The sequence below is a fragment of the Marinobacter sp. H13 genome (genome assembly GCF_059072335.1).
This window is the reverse complement of sequence record NZ_JCACRU010000001.1, coordinates 2,513,910-2,534,252: the sequence shown is the minus strand read 5'-3', so window position 1 is coordinate 2,534,252 and position 20,343 is coordinate 2,513,910. Positions and strand designations below refer to the sequence as shown.

General features: G+C 57.5%; 20 protein-coding genes. 15 read left to right on the top strand and 5 right to left on the bottom strand.

Going from position 1 to position 20,343, the window contains the following annotated elements:
- The first annotated feature begins 24 nt into the window (after positions 1–24).
- On the top strand, positions 25–1,272 hold the full coding sequence (locus AC5JQH_RS11680) for a molybdopterin-binding protein (protein ID WP_053113871.1): 1,248 nt from the start codon (positions 25–27) through the stop codon (positions 1,270–1,272).
- Here the strand turns inward: AC5JQH_RS11680 and AC5JQH_RS11675 are convergent, their stop codons facing one another.
- Genes AC5JQH_RS11675 through AC5JQH_RS11660 form a run of 4 tightly spaced genes read right to left on the bottom strand, consistent with a single transcriptional unit; the run spans position 1,273 to position 5,292 of the window.
- Positions 1,273–1,749 carry a DUF6505 family protein gene (locus tag AC5JQH_RS11675; protein ID WP_008177294.1) on the bottom strand — a complete coding sequence of 159 codons (477 nt, stop codon included), beginning with the start codon at positions 1,747–1,749 and terminating at the stop codon, positions 1,273–1,275.
- A complete protein-coding gene (locus tag AC5JQH_RS11670; protein WP_008177292.1) occupies positions 1,746–2,450 on the bottom strand; it encodes a biotin/lipoate--protein ligase family protein in 705 nt (234 codons plus the stop codon). The genes AC5JQH_RS11675 and AC5JQH_RS11670 overlap by 4 nt, the downstream gene beginning before the upstream one ends.
- Entirely contained in the window at positions 2,447–3,295 is an 849-nt protein-coding gene (locus AC5JQH_RS11665) for an Mrp/NBP35 family ATP-binding protein (protein ID WP_008177290.1), read from the bottom strand. The genes AC5JQH_RS11670 and AC5JQH_RS11665 overlap by 4 nt, the downstream gene beginning before the upstream one ends.
- A 17-nt stretch (positions 3,296–3,312) precedes the next feature.
- A complete protein-coding gene (locus AC5JQH_RS11660) occupies positions 3,313–5,292 on the bottom strand; it encodes a 4Fe-4S binding protein (RefSeq protein WP_491713192.1) in 1,980 nt (659 codons plus the stop codon).
- 143 nt (positions 5,293–5,435) lie between these two features.
- Between AC5JQH_RS11660 and AC5JQH_RS11655 the strand changes: the two genes are divergently transcribed.
- From AC5JQH_RS11655 to AC5JQH_RS11605, 11 genes are all read left to right on the top strand, one after another.
- Entirely contained in the window at positions 5,436–6,014 is a 579-nt protein-coding gene (locus AC5JQH_RS11655) for a DUF3305 domain-containing protein (RefSeq protein WP_039882167.1), read from the top strand.
- A complete protein-coding gene (locus AC5JQH_RS11650) occupies positions 6,014–6,640 on the top strand; it encodes a DUF3306 domain-containing protein (RefSeq protein WP_493791201.1) in 627 nt (208 codons plus the stop codon). Before AC5JQH_RS11655 ends, AC5JQH_RS11650 begins: the two co-directional genes overlap by 1 nt.
- Positions 6,641–6,749: 109 nt before the next feature.
- Positions 6,750–7,361 (top strand): TorD/DmsD family molecular chaperone, encoded by a 612-nt coding sequence (locus AC5JQH_RS11645; protein ID WP_008177286.1) that lies wholly within the window; start codon positions 6,750–6,752, stop codon positions 7,359–7,361.
- 41 nt (positions 7,362–7,402) lie between these two features.
- The gene (locus tag AC5JQH_RS11640; protein WP_008177284.1) at positions 7,403–7,594 is read left to right on the top strand and encodes a twin-arginine translocation signal domain-containing protein; all 192 of its coding nucleotides are present in this window, start codon (positions 7,403–7,405) and stop codon (positions 7,592–7,594) included.
- Between the two features lie 90 nt (positions 7,595–7,684).
- Complete coding sequence (locus AC5JQH_RS11635) at positions 7,685–10,570, top strand: formate dehydrogenase subunit alpha (protein ID WP_053113865.1); 2,886 nt, start codon at positions 7,685–7,687, stop codon at positions 10,568–10,570.
- Positions 10,571–10,585: 15 nt separating this feature from the next.
- Positions 10,586–11,194, top strand: coding sequence for a formate dehydrogenase FDH3 subunit beta (fdh3B, locus tag AC5JQH_RS11630; RefSeq protein WP_008177277.1), 609 nt, complete (start codon positions 10,586–10,588; stop codon positions 11,192–11,194).
- Between the two features lie 87 nt (positions 11,195–11,281).
- Entirely contained in the window at positions 11,282–12,454 is a 1,173-nt protein-coding gene (locus AC5JQH_RS11625; protein WP_008177275.1) for a formate dehydrogenase subunit gamma, read from the top strand.
- Positions 12,451–12,576: a hypothetical protein gene (locus AC5JQH_RS11620; RefSeq protein ID WP_264752631.1), complete on the top strand. Its 126-nt coding sequence runs from the start codon at positions 12,451–12,453 to the stop codon at positions 12,574–12,576. The genes AC5JQH_RS11625 and AC5JQH_RS11620 overlap by 4 nt, the downstream gene beginning before the upstream one ends.
- On the top strand, positions 12,569–12,808 hold the full coding sequence (locus AC5JQH_RS11615; protein ID WP_493805607.1) for a sulfurtransferase TusA family protein: 240 nt from the start codon (positions 12,569–12,571) through the stop codon (positions 12,806–12,808). Before AC5JQH_RS11620 ends, AC5JQH_RS11615 begins: the two co-directional genes overlap by 8 nt.
- Positions 12,809–12,915: 107 nt before the next feature.
- Complete coding sequence (locus AC5JQH_RS11610) at positions 12,916–13,056, top strand: hypothetical protein (RefSeq protein WP_493805606.1); 141 nt, start codon at positions 12,916–12,918, stop codon at positions 13,054–13,056.
- A 155-nt stretch (positions 13,057–13,211) separates the two neighbouring features.
- Complete coding sequence (locus AC5JQH_RS11605) at positions 13,212–13,463, top strand: hypothetical protein (RefSeq protein WP_008177267.1); 252 nt, start codon at positions 13,212–13,214, stop codon at positions 13,461–13,463.
- Here the strand turns inward: AC5JQH_RS11605 and AC5JQH_RS11600 are convergent.
- Positions 13,460–14,074: a hypothetical protein gene (locus AC5JQH_RS11600; protein WP_493805605.1), complete on the bottom strand. Its 615-nt coding sequence runs from the start codon at positions 14,072–14,074 to the stop codon at positions 13,460–13,462. The genes AC5JQH_RS11605 and AC5JQH_RS11600 overlap by 4 nt on opposite strands.
- A gap of 273 nt (positions 14,075–14,347) precedes the next feature.
- Here AC5JQH_RS11600 and AC5JQH_RS11595 point away from each other — a divergent pair, with 273 nt between their 5' ends.
- The 3 genes from AC5JQH_RS11595 (at position 14,348) to AC5JQH_RS11585 (ending at position 20,337) form a co-directional block, all read left to right on the top strand.
- On the top strand, positions 14,348–16,273 hold the full coding sequence (locus AC5JQH_RS11595) for a methyl-accepting chemotaxis protein (protein WP_008177264.1): 1,926 nt from the start codon (positions 14,348–14,350) through the stop codon (positions 16,271–16,273).
- 126 nt (positions 16,274–16,399) lie between these two features.
- Positions 16,400–17,974 (top strand): NADH-quinone oxidoreductase subunit L, encoded by a 1,575-nt coding sequence (locus tag AC5JQH_RS11590; RefSeq protein WP_273155620.1) that lies wholly within the window; start codon positions 16,400–16,402, stop codon positions 17,972–17,974.
- Positions 17,974–20,337 carry a YbcC family protein gene (locus AC5JQH_RS11585; protein WP_493791204.1) on the top strand — a complete coding sequence of 788 codons (2,364 nt, stop codon included), beginning with the start codon at positions 17,974–17,976 and terminating at the stop codon, positions 20,335–20,337. The genes AC5JQH_RS11590 and AC5JQH_RS11585 overlap by 1 nt, the downstream gene beginning before the upstream one ends.
- The last annotated feature ends 6 nt before the right edge of the window (positions 20,338–20,343 follow it).

The window sequence follows — 20,343 nt, the reverse complement described above, 5'->3', positions numbered from 1 at the left end:
AGCCCAACCAGGAGCCGAAGATCCATGAAACCGCTTCGCAACGACTGCTTTGCCCTACCCCCCGGCGTCAACTGGACCCCGGTTGAAGAGGCCCTTGAGCGTTTGCGTTCACGGTTACATCCTGTGGTGGAGATTGAGCGCGCCGTTCCCCTCTCCCAGGTAAACGGCCGCATCCTGGCAAACGATGTCCATGCGCCCCGGGCTCATCCCCCAAGCAACAATTCCGCCGTCGACGGCTATGCCCTGGCCGGACCGGTGACGGACGTGCCCTGCACCCTACCCCTGGTCGAAGGTCGCAGTGCCGCCGGTGAGCCATACACAGGCCAGGTGCCCGAAGGCCACGCAATCCGGATTCTGACCGGAGCGGTCATTCCAGCCGGCACAGATACCGTGGTTCTGGAAGAAGACTGCGATGTCGCGGATGGCCATCTGCACCTGAACGGCACGCTAAAAGCAGGCGCCAATGCCCGCAAAGCCGGAGAAGACATAAAGGCAAAGGACAAGATCCTCACAACCGGAACCCGCCTGAGCCCGACCCAGATTTCGGTACTAGCCAGCGTGGGCGTGGAATCCGTCGACATCTATCAACGACTGCGAGTTGGTGTGCTGTCCACTGGTGATGAAGTGAAACCGGTCGGGGCAACTGTTACCGACTGGCAGATTTACGACGCCAACCGCCCTATGCTCAGCGCCCTGGTTTCGCAACTGGGCTACGAGCTCGTGGATCTAGGCCATGCGCTGGACCGGGCCGAAGAGGTGAAAGCAGCGCTTGAGCGCGGCGCGGAACACTGCGACCTGATCCTGACCAGCGGTGGCGTGTCTGCCGGCGACGAAGACCACGTGTCAAAAACACTGAAAGCCCATGGCGACATCAGCAACTGGCGCATCGCCATTAAACCCGGCCGGCCTCTGGCGCTCGCCATGTTCCAGGGCACGCCGGTCGTTGGGCTGCCGGGTAATCCGGTGGCCGCCTGGGTCTGTGCCCTGCGGTTTGGTGCTCCGGCCATGGCGTTGTTGGCAGGCGCGGAATGGTTTGAGCCACAGGCCTATGTGATGCCGGCCAATTTTTCCAAGAACAAAAAACCCGGGCGCAGCGAGATGCTGCGGGCACGGGTTCGGGATGGGCAGGTTGAGGTGTTCGGTTCGGAAGGCTCCGGCCGGGTGACCGGCCTGGCCTGGTCCGACGGACTGGTGGAACTGGATGAAAGCGCCCAGCAGATAGAGCCGGGCACCCCCGTGCGGTTTATTCCCTACGGCAGCTTCGGGCTGTAATCAGTCAACGCTGCCGTGCACCGCAAAGGCCTCCAGTGAAGCATCCTGCGGCCCCCGGGAACGGTAGGTTTCCTCGACACCCAGCTCGGTCAGCGTGCGGCTGACCATCAGCAAGGTGTTGTCCTCGAAGTCTTCACACATGTTGCGCATCTGATCGATTTCTGCACAGGCCACCGGATAGGCAGCATCAATACTCGGCGCGCCATAATGGTCAACAAATGTCTGGGCGAGGGTTCGTCGCACCTGCTCCAGTTCCGGCTCGGTGATATTGCATACACCCACGAAACTGGCGCGGCCGCCAGACTCAATGCTGTACCAGCCATTAGTGAACGCCTGGCGGGCTTTCCCTTTCAGGTCTGCTTCGGTCCAGTTGGAAAACTCGAAGCCACCGGAGATCGCCCATTCGCCGCTGGGCGCAGGCTTTTCAAATACGTTCTCGTCCGATATATCCAATTGCAGGGTTCGGGCCAGCTTCATACGTGCTCCGCGAATTCAATCAAGCTCAATGTCTCGGTCATCACATCCTGACGCAACAGCATCCGGCCTTTCTCATCCAGGCCAACAAAAAGTCCGGGCCGGGGCCGTTCGATTGTCTTGCCCAACGTGTCACAGCGGGGCCGCCATTCGTTGTGCACCCGCTCGAAGCCACTGTCCATAAAGTAGGTCAGCCACAACAGCGTGTGTTTGGACCAGCTTTCCAACAGGGCCATGGGCGTGATTTCAACGCAGCCTTCTTCGTACAGACAGGTTTCGTTCGGATTTTCTCCCGGCTCGTCGGTCATCGGGATAAAGGGCACCTCAACGCCAATGACCAACCAGTTAGGATGCGCTTTCGGATCAGACACGTCCGCAGCAAACCGGACGCTTCCGCAGACAGCTCCGTTGACCTTGATGCGGTCGGGCCATACAAAGTGTACGGGGACTTCGGGCGGGGCCAGAGCACCCAGACTCTCGGCCAGACCTATCTGGGCGACATAGACCGCCTGAATGGCCTCTTCCAGGGGTGTTTCCGGCGCCAGCACCAGGGCCGCACGCAGGCTGTCGCCTTGCTCGGAGTAGAACACCGTGCCGGAGTCAACGCCCGCAATGGCCCGGCTCACGGCCTTGTCAAAAGGGTCGGTGTGCCTGGGTACCACCTCCCCGGTCAGTAACGGTGGGAACTGGGGTGTATCGATCATTGGATGGCCCGGGCGTAGACGTCAGAGGCAACAATTTCATCGGCGATGCGCTGGAACGCTTGCGCCTGGGGACTATCCGGCTTGGATACCACAATCGGCACTCCGCCATCCGATCCCACCCGGATATCGAGATCCAGCGGAATCTCTCCCAGGAACGGCGAACCGAGTTTCTCGGCTTCCGCCCGCGCGCCACCGTGTCCGAACGGATGGTGCTCTTTGCCGCAGCCATCGCAGATAAACGAGGCCATGTTTTCAATCAACCCGAACAGCGGCACATCCATCCGCTTGAACATATCAATACCCTTGCGGGCATCCATCAGGGCGATGTCCTGGGGCGTCGAGACGATAACCGCTCCTGCAACAAAGAACTTCTGGCTCAGGGTCATCTGGACATCGCCCGTGCCCGGCGGCAGATCCACCAGCAGCACATCCAGCCGTCCCCATTCCACCTGGTTCATCATCTGTTGCAGGGCGCCCATCAGCATCGGCCCGCGCCAGACGATGGCTTCGTCTTCCGGGGCCATCAGGCCCAGGGACATCAGCGTTACGCCGTGGTTTCTCAGCGGCAGGATGGTGCTTCCATCCGGGCTGGACGGCCGACCGGAAACCCCCAGCATGCGGGGCTGGCTCGGGCCGTAGACGTCGGCGTCCAGCAGGCCGACCTTGAGACCTTTCGAGGCCAGGGCAACCGCCAGGTTGGACGACACGGTGGATTTGCCAACGCCACCCTTGCCCGAGGCGATGGCGATGATCCGATCAACGCCCCTGGGGTTTTTGTCCTGAGGCCGGGGAGCGTCGGTTCCGATCAGGTTCGGTTTTTTTCCTACTTCGGTGTACTCAACCATGATGTGTCCTGTTGTTTTTAGCTGTCCAGATAATCATCACTGGTGCGGACCCTGGGGCGTTCACCGGCCGCCATGGGTGCGTTGTCACCATGGAACTGGGATTTGACCCGACAGTCGTCGCACATCTTGATCAGCTGCACGTTATCAGAGTTCTTGTACATCCAGTGCTGGTTTTCCAGTTTCTCGACGATCCGGTTAATGGTGCTGGCAACGCCGAACGGGGTTCCGCACTTGATGCATTCGAATGGCTCCTCACCGTGCAATGCCCGGGCACTCAGCGCCGCCTTGGACACATCCAGCTGGGGCTTCAGGGTGATGGCGGTCTCAGGGCAGGTACTCTCGCAGATACCACACTGGACACAGGCGTTTTCCGTGAACTGGACCTCGGGGCGATCCGGGTGGTCACCAAGGGCGCCCGTCGGGCAGAGTGATACACAGGCAAGGCAGAGCGTGCATTTATCGGAATCAATTTCGATCGCACCGTATGGCGCGCCTACAGGGAGCGGAATCGGCTCTTCGATCTTGTCCGACATCGCAGCCACTGTCACCCGTGTGATATCCCGGCGACCGCCAACCAGCAGAACCGGATCGCTCACTCGCCCGGCATTGTCACCCGCATCGCAGAGTTCGATGGCGGAAATGACCCGCACCCGGCTCGGCGAGTTGTGGGTGCCTTTGAGCATGGCCTGGGCCAGTTCCACTTCCGCAGTCACCGCCCGGCGATCCAGCTCATTGTCCGCAAGGATCAGAACCTCGGCGTAGCCGGCGCCGAACGCCGCCATGATTTCAGCGTGCCCAATCCGGTCGACATGCTCGAGCCCCATCGGGATCAGATCATCCGCGAGGCCATTATCGTAGCGGGCCAGGTTGGCAATGGCCTCTGTGCCAGCCTCCAGGGTATGGAACACCAGGCGTGGCGATTCGTGAGTATGCTCGCGATAGACCTTGGCCATCACTTCAACAGCCTTGGTGATCGCCTCGAATGGCGTCTCATTCATGGTCACCGCAGAGGTGGGACAAACGGCGGCGCAGGAGCCACAGCCGGCGCAAATGTCCGAATCGATCTGAATATGGTCGCCAAAGGAGAAAATGGCTTCCGTCGGGCATACATCCAGGCAACGGGTACAACCGGGCTTGTTGGCCCGGGAGTGCGCGCAGAGCGACTCTTCGAGCCTGAAGTACACGGTTTTTTCGAACTCACCCACCATTTCCCTGGCCGTCAGGGCAATGCGCTCCAGCTCGCCGGTCTTCTTCGGGTCGGCCCAGAAGTAACCGTTGCGCTTCTCGTGGCTGGGAAATGCCGGGGCACCGCCACGCAGATCGATGAACACGTCGCATTCGCTGCGGGCGGTGGGCTTGGCTGCCTCATAACCCAGCTCACCGCGACCGGCCGGATGCAGGGGTTGCAGGTGCGCAAATTCCAGCTTGAAATTGCCCAGTGCGCCGTAGGCGCCCGTCAACTGCCCTTTGGCCACGTCGTAGGCAGCAGATGGCAGCTGGATCGGGCCGGCATCACTAACAATGCAGGTCACGCCCAGTTCGTCCTGCACCAGTCCGGCCATCCTTATGGCCTGTTCGGTGGGACCCACAATGCAGCACACGCCGCTGGACTGGATGGTTTTTGCCGGCGCCATTGGTGCCGGCAGCTGGGCAGCGGCAACCAGGGCGGCCTGCTTGGCGTGCAACCGTTCGGGCTTCGCGTCGGGGGCACTCCAGCCGGCGCGATCCCGGATATCAATGGATTGGAGCGGCGCTGAGTGCTGGGTCTCGGCGTAAACGTCCTCCGCAAGGCGCTCGAAAAAAGCCGCCTGCTGGCCACAGGCAATAAGCACGTCACTGCTGGCGCCCAGGTGCTCGGCGGCAATACTCATTTCGTTGCCGCACAGTTGATCCACTGCGATGACCTGATCCGCGGCCGCGGCTTTGCGCAGGGCCTCTGAATCGAAGGTCTGTGATTTGTCGCAGCTACATAGTAATAGGGTCTTGGATGCCGTCATCAGGAGTTTGACTCTTTCGTTGTTTTTATACGTGTACGTTTCCGTATCGCTTTTCGAGCATGCCACAGGCATTATCTTTTGGACAATTGGATAATCGTTTGTGCCCTGCTATTTTTACGCTATTACAAAAAATGAGAAGCACCATGAGTAGTCGTACAGATCAATGGCAACGCGAATTGAAGGTCGGCGCCGTCGTTCGCCGGTCTCCGGGGGTCACTCGTTGGGCAAAGGTTATCTGGAAGCCTGTTGCCGTCATACCGGGGGCGCCTGAGGCGTTCTGGAAAGAAATGGTTCGCGAGGGCGACGTGGTCGATTACCACGCGGGCACGGTTACGATGGAGCTGTTCCGGGCCGATGTTGAAGGCTATCTGGTCTCCCTGAACATGGCTGCCCCTTCGGTCTGGATCATCCTGGACAAAGATGTAACGAGCCAGTCGCCGTCCGGGTGGGTTGTCAGCACCGTCACAGCCAGCGCCCATGAGGCTCTGGATGCCCTCGACAGTGGCGAAAGCATTGTCGAGGCGGTTCCTATTCCTGAATCCCTTGCAGCCTGGATAAAAGAGTTTATCGATATGCACTATATCGAGGAGCCGTTCAAAAAACGTCGTCGCGACGAAGTCCGCGTGGATGGCGTTGAGGACGCCAAGGGCGACCCGCGCATTCGCCAGGAAAGCGACGTTTACCGTGCCCCTGCGAACATCAAAAAGCCGAGAATTCAGTAATGGCCGAATCAAGACTCCAGCGTTGGGCTCGCAAGAAGGCCGAAGCCGCCAAGCGCCCGGAACCATCCCCTCCTCCGGTTATCGAGACTGAGCCAGCCTCGGAGGAGCAGGAACTGGCAATCAATGAAGCATTGCCGGAACACGAGCTGCTAGAGAAGTATGGCCTGCCTGACCCGGAAAACATTGAGCTGGGTACGGACATCACCGGTTTCATGCGCAAGGAAATTCCGGAGTTCCTCCGCCGCAAGGCCCTGAGGGGACTCTGGAAATCCAACCCGGTACTGGCCGTTCTGGACGGCCTCAATGATTACGATGAGGACTACACACTGGCCTCGACGGCCGGACAGACAGTGAAAACTTTATACAAGGTTGGAGAGGGGCTCGTCGACAAAGCCAAAAAAGCCGCGGACGTCGTGGACGATCAGTCGGAAAAGCAGGCAGTCTCGTCGTTGGCAGGGCCTGATTCCACAACCGCCGAGGAACCGGATTCTGAGGACAGTCCCGAACTGGAAGATATGGCAACGCCGACGGAACTTCCCGAGCAGCAGCTTGCCCAAGAAGAGGCGACCTACTCGGAAGAGGAGCCGGAACCACGATTCCGTCCTCGTATGCGTTTTGACTATTAGCAGAATACGTTTCAGCTATTAGCAAGTTAAAGGTCGGTCAGGCCAATATTCTGGATTGTGTACTAGAATAGCGTGACAGGCCGCACATAATAATTAGAAGGAACAGGAATTGAGTAACACTGCGGAAATCCAGTGCCCGCGTTCGATCTCTGAAGAAGATCGTGCCAGGGCCCAGATCTATCAGCTGCTTGGCGTCCTGCTTGTAGACCCGCCCTCCAGTGAATTGCTGAAAGGGCTGGCTTCATTACAAGGCGACGAGACGCCACTCGGTTCGGCCTGCAAAAACCTGGCAGCCCTCGCCGAACGCACCAACCCGTATGACGCCGAGCGAGAGTTCAACAATCTGTTTGTCGGACTCGGTCGCGGAGAACTGCTCCCCTATGCCAGCTACTACCTCACCGGCTTCCTGAATGAGAAGCCCCTGGCGGAGCTGCGTACGGATCTCATGACCCGCGGTATCAAATCCCGCAGCGACGTAAAGGAGCCGGAAGATCACATCGGCACCCTCTGCGAAATCATGGCGGGCATCATCACCGGGGAATTTCCATGCGACAGCGGACTGCCGTCGCAAAAAGCATTTTTTGATGCCCACCTGGCAAAGTGGGCAGCCTTGTTTTTTACCGACTTGGAAGAAGCGCAAAGCGCCATTTTTTACGCACCAGTGGGTTCGCTCGGTCGAGCCTTCATGGCGGTAGAAGCCGACGCCTTTGCAATTCAGTAACCGGGATCTCAAGGTCCCATAAACCCAGGGGGAGGTGTCCAATGGACAACCCGAAGCGTGAAAACAGCCGTCGCCGTTTCCTGCAAATGGCCGCTGCTGCAGCACCGGCTGCGGTGGCAATGACGGTTGCACCGAACGCCGCAGCGGAGGTCGTCAGACAAGACGCGCCGAAAAGCCGCGGTTTACGTGATACCGAACACACACGTAAGTATTTCGAATCGGCTCGCTTTTAACGGGGATTTGAGTTGATCGAGGTTGCGAAAGGCCCTTGAGAGATTCAGCTTTCCGAAAAAACGAGAATAATAAAGAGAGAGGTAAACGACATGTTAAGGAAGAAGACCAACGGGGTAGCGAAAGGCTCCCGTGCAGGCTCTTTGCTTTCTTCTCTCGCTGCCAAGACTCTGGACCGTCGTCAGTTCCTGACAACGTCTGGCGTGGCAGTGGGTGGTCTGGCCGCACTGTCGCTGTCATCGGGACGGGTTGAAGCTGCGGCCCCAACGACCGGGGGTGGCGAAGTCGTCGTCAAAAAATCCGTTTGTACGCACTGTTCGGTAGGCTGCACGGTCGAGGCTGAAGTGCAGAATGGAACATGGATCGGGCAGGAACCAGGCTGGGACAGCCCCTTCAATCTGGGTGCTCACTGCGCCAAAGGCGCTTCCGTACGGGAGCATGCCCACGGCGAGCGTCGTCTCAAGTCGCCCATGAAAATGGTCAACGGCCAGTGGCAGAAGATTTCCTGGGATACCGCCATCAACGAAATCGGCGACAAGATGCTCGAAATTCGTGAGCAAAGCGGTCCCGATTCGGTCTACTGGCTGGGCAGCGCAAAGTTCAACAACGAGCAGGCCTACCTGTTCCGTAAGTTTGCGGCCTACTGGGGCACCAACAACGTGGACCACCAGGCTCGTATCTGCCACTCCACCACCGTCGCCGGCGTAGCCAATACCTGGGGCTACGGCGCAATGACCAATTCCTACAACGACATCCACAACTCCAAAGCCATCTTCATCATCGGGGGTAACCCTGCCGAAGCGCACCCGGTCTCGCTGTTACATGTGCTTAAGGCGAAGGAAGAGAATAACGCACCTCTCATCGTCTGCGATCCGCGTTTCACACGCACTGCCGCGCACGCCGATGAGTTCGTCCGTTTTCGTCCGGGCTCCGACGTTGCGCTGGTCTGGGGCATACTTTGGCACATTTTCGAAAACGGTTGGGAAGACAAAGAGTTCATCCGCACCCGGGTGTGGGGCATGGATGAGATTCGTGAGGAAGTAAAACGCTGGAATCCGGAAGAAGTCGAGCGTGTAACCGGCGCTCCGGGCGCTCAACTCGAGCGTGTGGCCCGCACTCTGGTCAACAACCGCCCGGGTACCGTTATTTGGTGCATGGGTGGTACCCAGCACACCAATGGTAACAACAACACCCGGGCCTACTGCATTCTCCAACTGGCACTGGGCAACATGGGCGTTGCTGGCGGTGGCACCAACATCTTCCGGGGGCACGACAACGTTCAGGGTGCTACCGACTTGGGCGTGCTCGCCGACACTCTGCCCGGCTATTATGGTCTGTCCGCTGGCGCCTGGGCCCACTGGTCAAGAGTCTGGGAAGAGGATCTGGACTACCTGAAAGGCCGCTTTGCCGTGTGGGACAAGAACGGCAAATCCAAAGCCATGATGAACGAGAAAGGCATTCCGGTATCCCGATGGATTGACGGTGTCCTGGAAGCCAAAGAGAACCTGGAGCAGCCAGACAACACCCGGGCCATGGTGCTGTGGGGCCACGCGCCCAACTCCCAGACCCGTATGACGGAAATGAAGGAAGCGATGGAAAAGCTCGACCTGTTGGTTGTAGTGGATCCCTTCCCGACCGTTTCTGCCGTACTCCACGATCGCAAAGAGGGTGCCTACCTGCTGCCCACGACCACCCAGTTCGAAACCTACGGCTCGGTAACCGCGTCGAACCGTTCTCTGCAGTGGCGAGAAAAAGTAGTAGAGCCGCTGTTCGACTCCAAGGTCGATCATGAAATCATGAAGCTGTTTGCGGACAAGTTCGGCTTCACCGATCGCATGTTCCGCAACATTGCCATTGATGGAGACGAACCGTCGATTGAGGACATCACCCGCGAGTTCAACCGTGGCATGTGGACCATTGGCTACACCGGCCAGTCCCCTGAGCGCCTCAAGAAGCACATGAAATATCAGCACCACTTCGACAAGACTACGCTGCGTGCAGTCGGTGGACCTTGTGATGGTGATTTCTACGGCTTACCGTGGCCTTCATGGGGCACACCGGAGATGAACCATCCGGGCACTGCCAACCTGTACGACATGTCGTTGCCGGTTTCCGAAGGCGGCCTGACGTTCCGGGCCCGCTTCGGAGTCGAGCGTGATGGCGAAAGCCTGTTGGCAGATGGCGTCTACTCGAAGAACTCCGAGATCAAGGACGGCTACCCGGAATTCACCATGCAGATGCTAATGGATCTGGGCTGGGATGGCGATCTGACGGCTGAGGAGCGGGCCAGTATTGAAGCCGTGGCCGGCCCGGAAACCAACTGGAAGACAGATCTGTCTGGCGGCATTCAACGTGTGGCAATCAAGCACGAGTGCGCACCTTTCGGTAATGCCAAGGCCCGCACCGTGGTCTGGAACTTCCCGGATCCGATACCGCTGCATCGCGAACCGCTATATACCAACCGTCGTGATTTGGTTAAGGATTACCCGACATACGAAGACAAGACTTTCTGGCGGGTGCCTACCCTGTACGAGTCCATTCAGAAGAACGACTTCAGCAAGGAGTTCCCGATCATCCTTACCTCCGGCCGTCTGGTCGAATATGAGGGTGGTGGTGATGAGACTCGCTCAAACCCCTGGCTGGCTGAATTGCAACAGGAAATGTTCATCGAGGTTAACCCACGCGATGCCAACAACCTGAACATCCGTGACGGCAATGATGTCTGGGTTTCCGGCCCCGAAGGCGCGCGGATCAAGGTCAAGGCCATGGTGACCGAACGTGTCGGAGAGGGGGTGGCCTTCATGCCATTCCACTTTGGCGGGCACTATCAAGGCAAGGACCTGAGGGACAAGTATCCCAAGGGCGCAGACCCCATCGTTCTGGGCGAATCCACCAACACGGTTCAAACATACGGGTATGACTCGGTCACGCAGATGCAAGAGACCAAAGCCACCCTGTGTTCGATTATGCCGGCATAACAAGAGGTTTAAATCATGGCACTTGAGGGAAAAGCACGCGCAAAATTCCTGGTCGATGCCGAACGCTGCATCGAATGTAATGCTTGCGTAACGGCCTGTAAGAATGAGAATGAAGTCCCCTGGGGTATCAACCGCCGGCGCGTGGTGACCATCGGAGATGGTAAGCCTGGCGAACGCTCGATCTCGGTAGCTTGCATGCACTGTTCAGACGCGCCTTGTATGGCCGTTTGCCCTGTGGATGTCTTCTACCAGACCGAAGACGGTATCGTGTTGCACTCCAAGGATCTGTGTATTGGTTGTGGGTATTGTTTTTATGCCTGCCCCTTCGGTGCGCCTCAGTTCCCCCAGGCGGGCAACTTTGGCAGCCGGGGCAAGATGGACAAATGCACGTTCTGTGCAGGCGGCCCTGAAGAAGACAATTCAACAGCTGAGTTCACCAAGTACGGCCGCAACCGCATTGCCGAGGGCAAGCTGCCAATCTGTGCCGAAATGTGCTCGACCAAAGCGCTGCTGGCCGGTGATGGCAGCGAGGTGGCAGACATCTATCGCCAGCGTGTGGTGAGCCGTGGTTTCGGTTCCGGCGCCTGGGGATGGGGCACGGCCTATGGGAAGAAGGTCCCTTAAGCCCGCCATGAGTTTCGGGGCCCCCCGGGCCCCGCAAAACTCATGGCGGCAACGAACTCTTCTTCTTGATTCTTTTGGGGTGCTCGCATGAAGCGTAAGTTGTTAGGTGCTGTCGTCCTTGCACTGGCGACACTGGTGTTTAATCCTGTCTGGGCGCAAGAGGCCCCCGCAGTTGATCGCACGTCTACCGGGGGTGCTCAAACCCTGGAAGACATCCTGGCTCGTCAAAAACAGTTGGAAATTGACGAGTCTTTTCGCTCGGAAAACCTGGGTAATCCTGCCAATGCGGCACCGATCAGTGGTCGACTCGGCACCCTGGGAGGGCGCTCGGATTCCGACATCTATCGTGCCATTCGATACAACAAGATTGACCCCAGTACCCAGGCCCGGGGGCCTGCCGCTGACGTCCTGATCCAGGACGGAGGCATACCCTGGTACAAGTTACGAGAGGGGCCGGTCATCACTTACGGTGGCAGTGCAATCCTGGCTATCATTGCGCTACTGGCAGTGTTCTATTTTGTGCGCGGAAGAATCAAAATCACAGGCGGCCCTGCGGGCACCACGGTTGAACGATTCAAAGCCATCGAACGATTTGGTCACTGGCTGTTGGCGGGCTCGTTTGTCGCATTAGCTATAACGGGGTTAATCACCTTGATGGGTCGCAGTTTCCTCATTCCGGTTATGGGGCCCGAGGCCTTTGCCACTCTGGCTGCCGGCTCCAAATGGCTTCACAACAACATTGCGTGGGCCTTTATGTTGGGGCTGGTGATGACCTTCTTCATGTGGGTGGCGCACAACATCCCCAACAAGCTCGATTGGCAGTGGCTCAAAGTGGGCGGCGGCATCTTCACCAACGCCCATCCGTCAGCGAGGAAGTTCAACGCCGGTCAGAAAATTGTTTTCTGGACCGTGATGTTGCTGGGTTTTTCAGTCTCGTTGTCGGGCCTGTCATTGTTGTTTCCGTTTGAAATTCCAATGTTTGCCAAGACGTTTGGCGTCGTGAACACTGTTTTGGGAACGGATTTGCCGACAGTGCTGACGCCGCACGAAGAGATGCAGTATGCCAACATCTGGCACTCTATCGTGGCGTTCGTGATGATGCTGGCCATCATTGCCCACATCTACATCGGCTCGGTCGGCATGGAAGGTGCCTTCGACGCTATGGGTAACGGCCAGGTTGATCTCGAATGGGCTCGTCAACACCACGATCTGTGGGTCGCTGAGGTTGAAGCCAAACAAGGCAAAGGAGGTTCGTCGTGAAGGTAATGATTTCGGCTTTTATCGCGGCCCTGCTCATTGCCACGGCTGCACCAATGGTGCTGAACCAATTTGGCTGGTCGTCGGCGGAACAAACCAGCGCAGAGAGCGTTCGCCTTGACTGATCAGTCCGAGGTATACCAGATCGACGCCGTCGGTCTGGTATGTCCTCTCCCCATCCTGCGCTTCAAAAAACGGACCAAAGACCTGCCCGGCGGGGCACTGGTCGATTTCCTGGCGGATGACCCCACCGGCCGAAAGGACCTTCAGGCCCTCTGTGATATCACCGGCCACCGGATTGAATGGACCAGAGAAGAAGAAGCTGGCGTCACTCGTTACCGCATTTCCCTGGCATAAAACGGCATCGAAATCGTCAATCTTTTCCTACACTTCACCACGCCCTCTTGGAAAATCAGGCGCCAACCCCCTATCTTAAATTAGGACTCCTAATAATTGGAATTCCGATGACTTCAGACCCACTGTGGGAAATGATGATGCCTGAAAATGTCGAGGGACTGGCCCGGTCGATTCCTGGTGCTGCGGAAACCATGACCTTCTGGAGGCACGAGTGGCGGATCAAGTCAGCATCCGGTGTTGTGAAATGACTGAGTGGTACCGGCACTCCCAAACAGCGTGAAAACGGAGACATATGCTGGAATAGCGTGATCATTGATGTAACACGGGAACGTCAGATCCATAGCAAGCAAACCACCGTAAGCCTACCCTCATTTCTATTTAATACAGACTAAAAGGCCAAACAATGAGCGACAACAGTCGACCGGTAATTCTGACTGCCCGGCAAATAAGATTCCTGCAGGACCTGATCCTCGAAAAGCAGTACCAGCTTGCCGCTCAGCAGTCAGAGAATCAGCAGAGCACTGATTACAGTCAACTCAGCGAGCAGATGAGCCACACAACAGATCTGCTGATGCAGCTGACCGACGCATTGCCGGAAGATTGCGCAATTCCCCTCCAGGAAACTCCGGAAATCCCTGCGAGCACCTGCCCCTAGTGACCACCTCGTGGATGCTTGCGGGCTTCCAGGTTACCCAGCGACAATTTCACGTCTCGATCCGAAAGTTCTGGAAGATCGTCAAAATTCGAAACTCGCGGAAATTTCGAATCGATCACAGTCGCCAGCGTATCGTCGATGCACAGGGTGTCTGCCACGGCCTGATGACAACCGGGCATCAGGATTGCCCTGATCTCGCCGATTTCTCTTGTTCCCGTCTCAACGTCTCCGGAGCGACTGGCGCTGATCACGGTGAGCTTTTCGGCCCAATCCACAGCGCGGCCATCAACAGGTTTCGCCTCAATCCGCTCACAGGCTGTCAGGGTTGCTTCAAGCAACGTTCGGAAGTTAGCTGATTCAGCCAGCCGCTCGGCCTTTTCGCGAGCACTGCGATCTTCGTCAGGCACCAATAGTATGTAGGGCGTATTATCAACAAAGACACCCCAGTAGTCGGCCGCAATGGCTTCGGGTTTCGGGTAATAAACCCCAGCGGTCAGGGTCGAATGCTTTTTCCTTCTAGCCAGGAAGGCGCCTTTTTTTTCACAATCCAATTCTTTGCCTCGGTCTTTTCCGGTTTTCACTTCTTGCACGGGTCGTCCAGCAATGGCCATTGAACGATAGGCTCGAGCCCCATCGGTGGATCATTTCGTGGACGCAGAAATATGGTGATTGCAAGAAGGTTTTACAAATCCGCAGCCAGGCCTGTGCCTGCCGAGCGACATTTCCGCTCTTTTGGCAGCACATATGCGTCGTAATCTCTGGAATGATTCACGAATGACGCAATAATGATTAAGGAAGCATCGATCCCGGCCGATATAAAAAAAGATCGCAGTAATTTGCGTGCTCCAATAGTCCGTAAAGCTTATAGATTCTGGGGAATCAGCATGTCTATCAGAAAACTGTTCATCGTCTCGATTGCCGCTGTTCTGCTGGTCATCGCAATACTCGCAAGCGTTGTGATCGCTTTAAACACGCAGAAAACGATCACGGCAGATGTCGCTGAAAGGCAGAGTGATCTTGTCGAGGAGATCACCGGAATGCTCTCCATCACCGACGAGCTCATGTCAAAACGGGTGAAGAATTCGCTGAATCTGCTCATTGAACGCGGCCAGCAACTCGGAGCCGCCAGGATCCAGGGAACCGAACCGGTCGCAGGCAAACCCGTTCCGGCACTGTTTCTCGGCGACACCATGATCAACAACAACTTTGACCTGGTGGATGGCATAACCGGGATCATGGACGGCACAGCCACTCTATTCGTCAGGGATGGACAGGACTTTGTCAGGGTTTCCACAAACGTAAAGAAAGACGATGGATCCCGTGCCATCGGCACCAAACTGAATATGGCGGGCGCGGCCGGGCAGGCCATTAGCCGGGGCGAAGCCTACTTCGGACAGGTCGATATTCTCGGCAATCCCTACCTCACCGCTTACAGCCCTATCCGTAACGCCTCAAACCAGATTATCGGCATCTGGTATGTGGGCTATTCAGCGGACCTTGAAGAACTTGAAGCGGCCATCACCTCATCCAGCCTGCTGGAAAGAGGATTTCTCGCCCTGGTGGACGACAAGAATCGACTGCGCATGCACTCCAGCTCCATTGAGTCCGATCCACTGCAAAACCTGCTGGAATCTGAACCGGAAGACTGGAACCTTGCACGTACTGCGTTCGATGCCTGGGGGTACCAGATTATCACCGGCTACTCGGAAGACGAAGTGGCAGCCATGGTTCGCAATCAGACCATCAAGACGGTCATGGCAATTCTGATCGGCGGACTGGTGCTGATCGGCTGCCTGAGTGCCCTGGCACAACTGGTTGTGGCTCGACCTCTCCAAAAAATGATCGATGCCATCAACGACATTGCCAGCGGCGAAGGCGACCTGACGGTGAGGTTCAATGCAACCGGCAAGAGCGAATTGGACGTCATGGCCCAAGGCTTCGATCGCTTGCTAGACCGGTTACAAACTACAATTTCAGAAACCAAAAGATCCTCGGAAAGCCTGCTTGAGGCCTCGTCGAGTCTAAGGGGCATAGCATCAGACTCCGCCACCGTCGTCTCGCAACAAACCGAGGAGACCGAGCAGGTTGCAACCGCCATGAATGAGATGACAGCAACCGCTCAAACTGTTGCCGAAAGCGCCTCCAGGGCTGAAAACATTGCCAAAGAGGCGGATGGTCTGGCCGAAAGTGGCCAATCGCTCATTGCCAAAACCACGGCGAAAATACAGAGCCAGCTCGACAACAACCAGAGCTCAGTGCAAACCAGTGCTTCGCTGAGAGCTGCATCGGATAACATCGGCAATATTCTTTCCGTCATAGAAAACATTTCGGAACAGACTAATCTCCTGGCGCTTAATGCAGCGATTGAGGCAGCGCGAGCCGGAGAACACGGCAGAGGTTTTGCGGTGGTGTCAGACGAAGTCAGAAACCTGGCCCGTCGGACCCAGGAGTCCATCAAAGAGATCCAGGACCAGATCAATCACCTGCAGGAAGGCGTTGCCGGTGTTACCGACGTTATTGAGGTGGGCAGTCAGCTAGCAACTGAAACCAACGACATGATCCGCGAAACCGGCAACGCGATCGAGGCACTGCGCGAGGGCGTTCGAACCATTCGGGACACCAACATTGAAATGGCAAGCGCCGCCGAGCAGCAGAGCCAGGTTTCTGAGGACATCAACCAGCGCCTTGAGCACATTCGGCAAATGGCTGGTAGCAGCCAGGAGAACGCCGCATCAACCAATGAGGCGGCAGAAACGTTGAAGCAACTAGCGGAAAAACTGAAGTCTCAATTGGACTCTTACAGGACCTGACCCAGTTTCCATACCCGGCAATCATTCTTAAATAACGAACGAATCGATCGGATATATATATTTTTGTTCACAGCAAAAGCCTCGGATACTACGCGTATTAAATACTCCTGATTCCGAGGCCCTCGCATGTTCGATGTTCAGGCGATCGAATCCTTGTTCTCACTGCTGGTACCGCTGCTTTTCGGTGCCGGAGCAGTCGCGACCGGATTGGCAACCAACCAGAGCAACCTTCTCGCACGGTCATTGACGTTCAAGCTTGCCTTTGTATCGGCTTTGGCCGCCGCAATCGGAAGTTGGTGGTGGCCGGTCGATGGCGTCTGGTTCAGTCACGCGCCTCTGGCCTCAATCATGTTGCTGCTTATCACTTTGCTGGGAATGGTGCTGGGACGCTTCTCGGAGAGGTATCTTGCGGGGGATCCCGGCCAGCGCCGATTTATGATCTGGCTTCAGGTGATCCTCGCCAGCGTTGCCATGATCGCCATCACCAATCATTTGCTGGTGTTCCTCGTCAGCTGGATTGCCATCAGCGTAAGCCTGCATCAGTTGCTGATGTTCTTTCCTGATCGCCCGCGCGCCGCCCTGGCCGCGCACAAAAAATTCATCTTTGCGCGAATTGCGGAGTTCTGCCTGGCACTGGCGTTCCTTCTGCTTTATGTCCAGTACGACACGCCCTTTATTGATCGGATTCTGGTCCAGGTATCCGGTGCAACAGAGGTGCCCGCCGGCGCCCAGATCGCTGCGGTTTTGATGGCCGTGGCTGCTTTGCTCAAATGCGCACAGATGCCGTTCCACGGTTGGCTGATTCAGGTGGTGGAATCACCCACGCCGGTTTCTGCCCTGCTTCACGCTGGCGTTGTGAACCTTGGCGGTTTCCTGATGATTCTGATGGCACCGCTCATTTCAGAAGTAAGCGCCGCCCAGTGGCTGCTGCTTGCAGTGGCAGGGCCCACGGCGGTGTTTGCCAGCCTTGTTATGATGACCCGTATTTCCATCAAGGTAAGGCTGGCCTGGTCAACCTGCTCCCAGATGGGCTGGATGCTGGTTGAGTGCGCTCTGGGGCTGTACGAGCTGGCGCTCCTGCATCTGGTTGCGCATTCCGCTTACAAGGCACACACCTTCCTGAACGCCGGCAATACCGTTGAGTTGTCGATGAAAAAACGCCTGGTTGCCGTCAATGAGCCCGGGCCAAAACAGTGGCTGGCCGCTGCCGCCCTGGCGGGCCTGTTCATGCTGCCGACTGTTTTCCTGTCCAATGAGGCCGGCACGGCGCACATGTTTTCATGGATTGTGCCAGGCATCGCCCTGACGATTCTGCTCTCAGAGTTCCTGTCAGCCGGCGGCGGCGTTCTCACCGTTGCCCGTGGCCTGGTTATTGGTGCTGCCTTCTGGGCACTGTACTGGCTACAGAAAACCTTCTTCGGTTTGCTGCTTGCGCCACCGGAAAGCCAGGCAAGCCTGCTGGAAGTGGTTTTTGTCGCTGCCCTTATCGCAATACTGGTACGCGGCTACTACCAGATTCGCTACCACCGTTTCTCACCCGCAGGCGCCAGGCTTTACCGGTTCCTGTTCGCCGCGGGCTACCTCGATGAGTGGTCCACCCGTCTGACCCTGAAAATATGGCCTGCCAAACTGCCTGATGTCGTTCGGCCGCGAGCCGTGGTCAGCGTCTCTTCAACCTCTGGTTCCAGGGAGTCCGCATAATGTTAGCGTCGAGCCTTAATCCCACCACCGAAGCAACCACCCATACACCAGATTGGCAGGCGGCCGTCACCGATGCCTGCGCGCGAATCGCGCCCTCCTGGCCATTGGATCAGATGATCGCCGTGAATCCGTTCTGGGAAATGCGGGACCTGCCATTCACCAGGGTCGCTTCACGCATGGCGGCACTCAATGGCACCTGCTGCCAGAATCAGGCCGCGCTTGCCGGACAGGGCAACGGCCCGGCGGCCGCGGAGACCGCCAGCATGCCCGAACACTGGCAGAATCTGAGCGCCCAGCTGGATCGCAATCGCGACACCGCCCATCAGGTAGGCTGGCAGGATGAAGTTGTGCATCAGATAAGCCAGTTCTGCGGCGACTATTTCCAGCGTCTGGATGCCGGTGATTTCAAGGCGGATGCCCAGGACCTTTACCATAGCTGGCTGCAAATGACCCGGGCTGACCGCGGCATTGCCATTGTTATGGGAGAACCATCCCTGCCCTCCCAGTTTCAGGTGTTGCCGGATCAGCATGAAAAACTGATTACCGATGCCCTCGAAGCCCTGGCATCCCAACCGGACTATGCGCCAGATTATGCCCATGCGCTCCTCCTGGATATCAACGGCTGGTCATCCTGGGCCGCCTACTTGCGGTGGCAAGCGCGACTCAGTGGCCACGAGGAAGACCTGCTGCCGGGTCTACTGGCCATCCGACTGGCCTGGGAGCTCGCCATATGGCGGCACGTCCAACACGTTGGCGGGGCCATCTTTGCCGAACTGAAACAACGCTGGCTCAAACAGTGGGATGGCTGGCCAGAGATGCTCCAGACCCACGAGCAATCTCAAACCACAGGTTGGCGCCAGCAAACAGAGGCTGAGTCGGCCTACCAGTCACAGATGGCTGAAAAGCTTCTTACCAGGCCTGAAAATCCCTCGTCGGACGATCAGCCGCTCAAGTTACAGGCGGCCTTCTGCATCGATGTTCGGTCGGAGGTCTATCGTCGTGCGCTGGAAGCCCAGAATCCAGCTATCCAGACCCTCGGGTTTGCCGGCTTCTTCGGCCTCCCGATCTCGTATCGACCCAAGGGCACCGGGTTTTGCCGGCCGCAATTGCCGGGCTTGCTGGCGCCGGCGCTCGAGGTTACTGAGGCCGAACCTGCCGGCAGTTTCAGCCGGCAGTCATTAGCCAACCACTCCCACTGGTCACAGTTTTCCAACGCCGGCCCGGCGAGCTTCAGCTTTATCGAGAGCATGGGCCTGGCAGGTCTGGGACGCATGGTTCGCAAAACCTTTTTTGGCAAGTCCTCGGATAACCCGGTCGATCAACTCCATAAGGGACAGACCGAGTTCGAGATCCGCCAGAACGGGACCCTGCTGGGCGCTGCGGAGAAAGCGGAGTTGGCCGGGGGTATTCTCCGGGCCATGACCCTGACTCATGATTTTGCGCCCACCGTTCTCCTTGTTGGGCACGGCAGTAGTACGCGTAACAATCCCCATGCAGCGGGCCTCGACTGCGGCGCCTGCGGCGGACAGACCGGTTCGGTAAATGTTCGCGTACTTGCCGGCATCCTGAACGACAAGGACGTGCGTGCGGCCCTGGCTGAGCAGGGGATTTTGATCCCCTCCGAAACCCGGTTCGTGGGGGCACTGCATAACACAACCACCGACGAGGTCGAGTGCTCAGGTGATGTTCCCGACGAGATCCGGGGTTTCCTGGCCAATGCCGGCGCCCAGGCACGTCGTGAACGCGCCCTGCGGCTTGGTATCGCAAACGAGAGCGATGTTGACAGCGCCATCAAAAAGCGCAGCCAGGACTGGTCCGAAGTGCGCCCGGAATGGGGTCTTGCCGGCAACGCCAGCTTTATCGTGGCGCCTCGTTCGGCCACGCGACACCTGGACCTGGGTGGCCGCAGTTTCCTCCACGACTATCGCTGGCGCGAGGATGAAGGCTTCAACATCCTCGAACTGATCATGACCGCGCCCATGGTGGTCACCCACTGGATCAACCTTCAGTACTTCATGTCTGTTACCGACAATCTGCATTACGGTAGCGGCAACAAGGTCCTGCACAACGTGGTTGGCGTCCACCTGGGGGTTTTCGAGGGCAACGGCGGCGATTTGCGAATCGGTTTGCCGCTGCAGTCGGTACACGATGGCCAGCGTTGGGTTCACGAGCCCCTGCGCCTGAGCGTTTACCTGGCCGCACCGAAAGAAGCGATTGCCGAGATCGCCCGGAAACACAAGGTCGTAAAGGATTTGATCGGTAACGACTGGCTGTATCTGTTCCGGATCAACGACGAGCACACCTCGATAGAGCGTTTTTATCAGAATCAATGGCAAACTGTTGCCTGTGACTCCAATCGGTAAACCCTG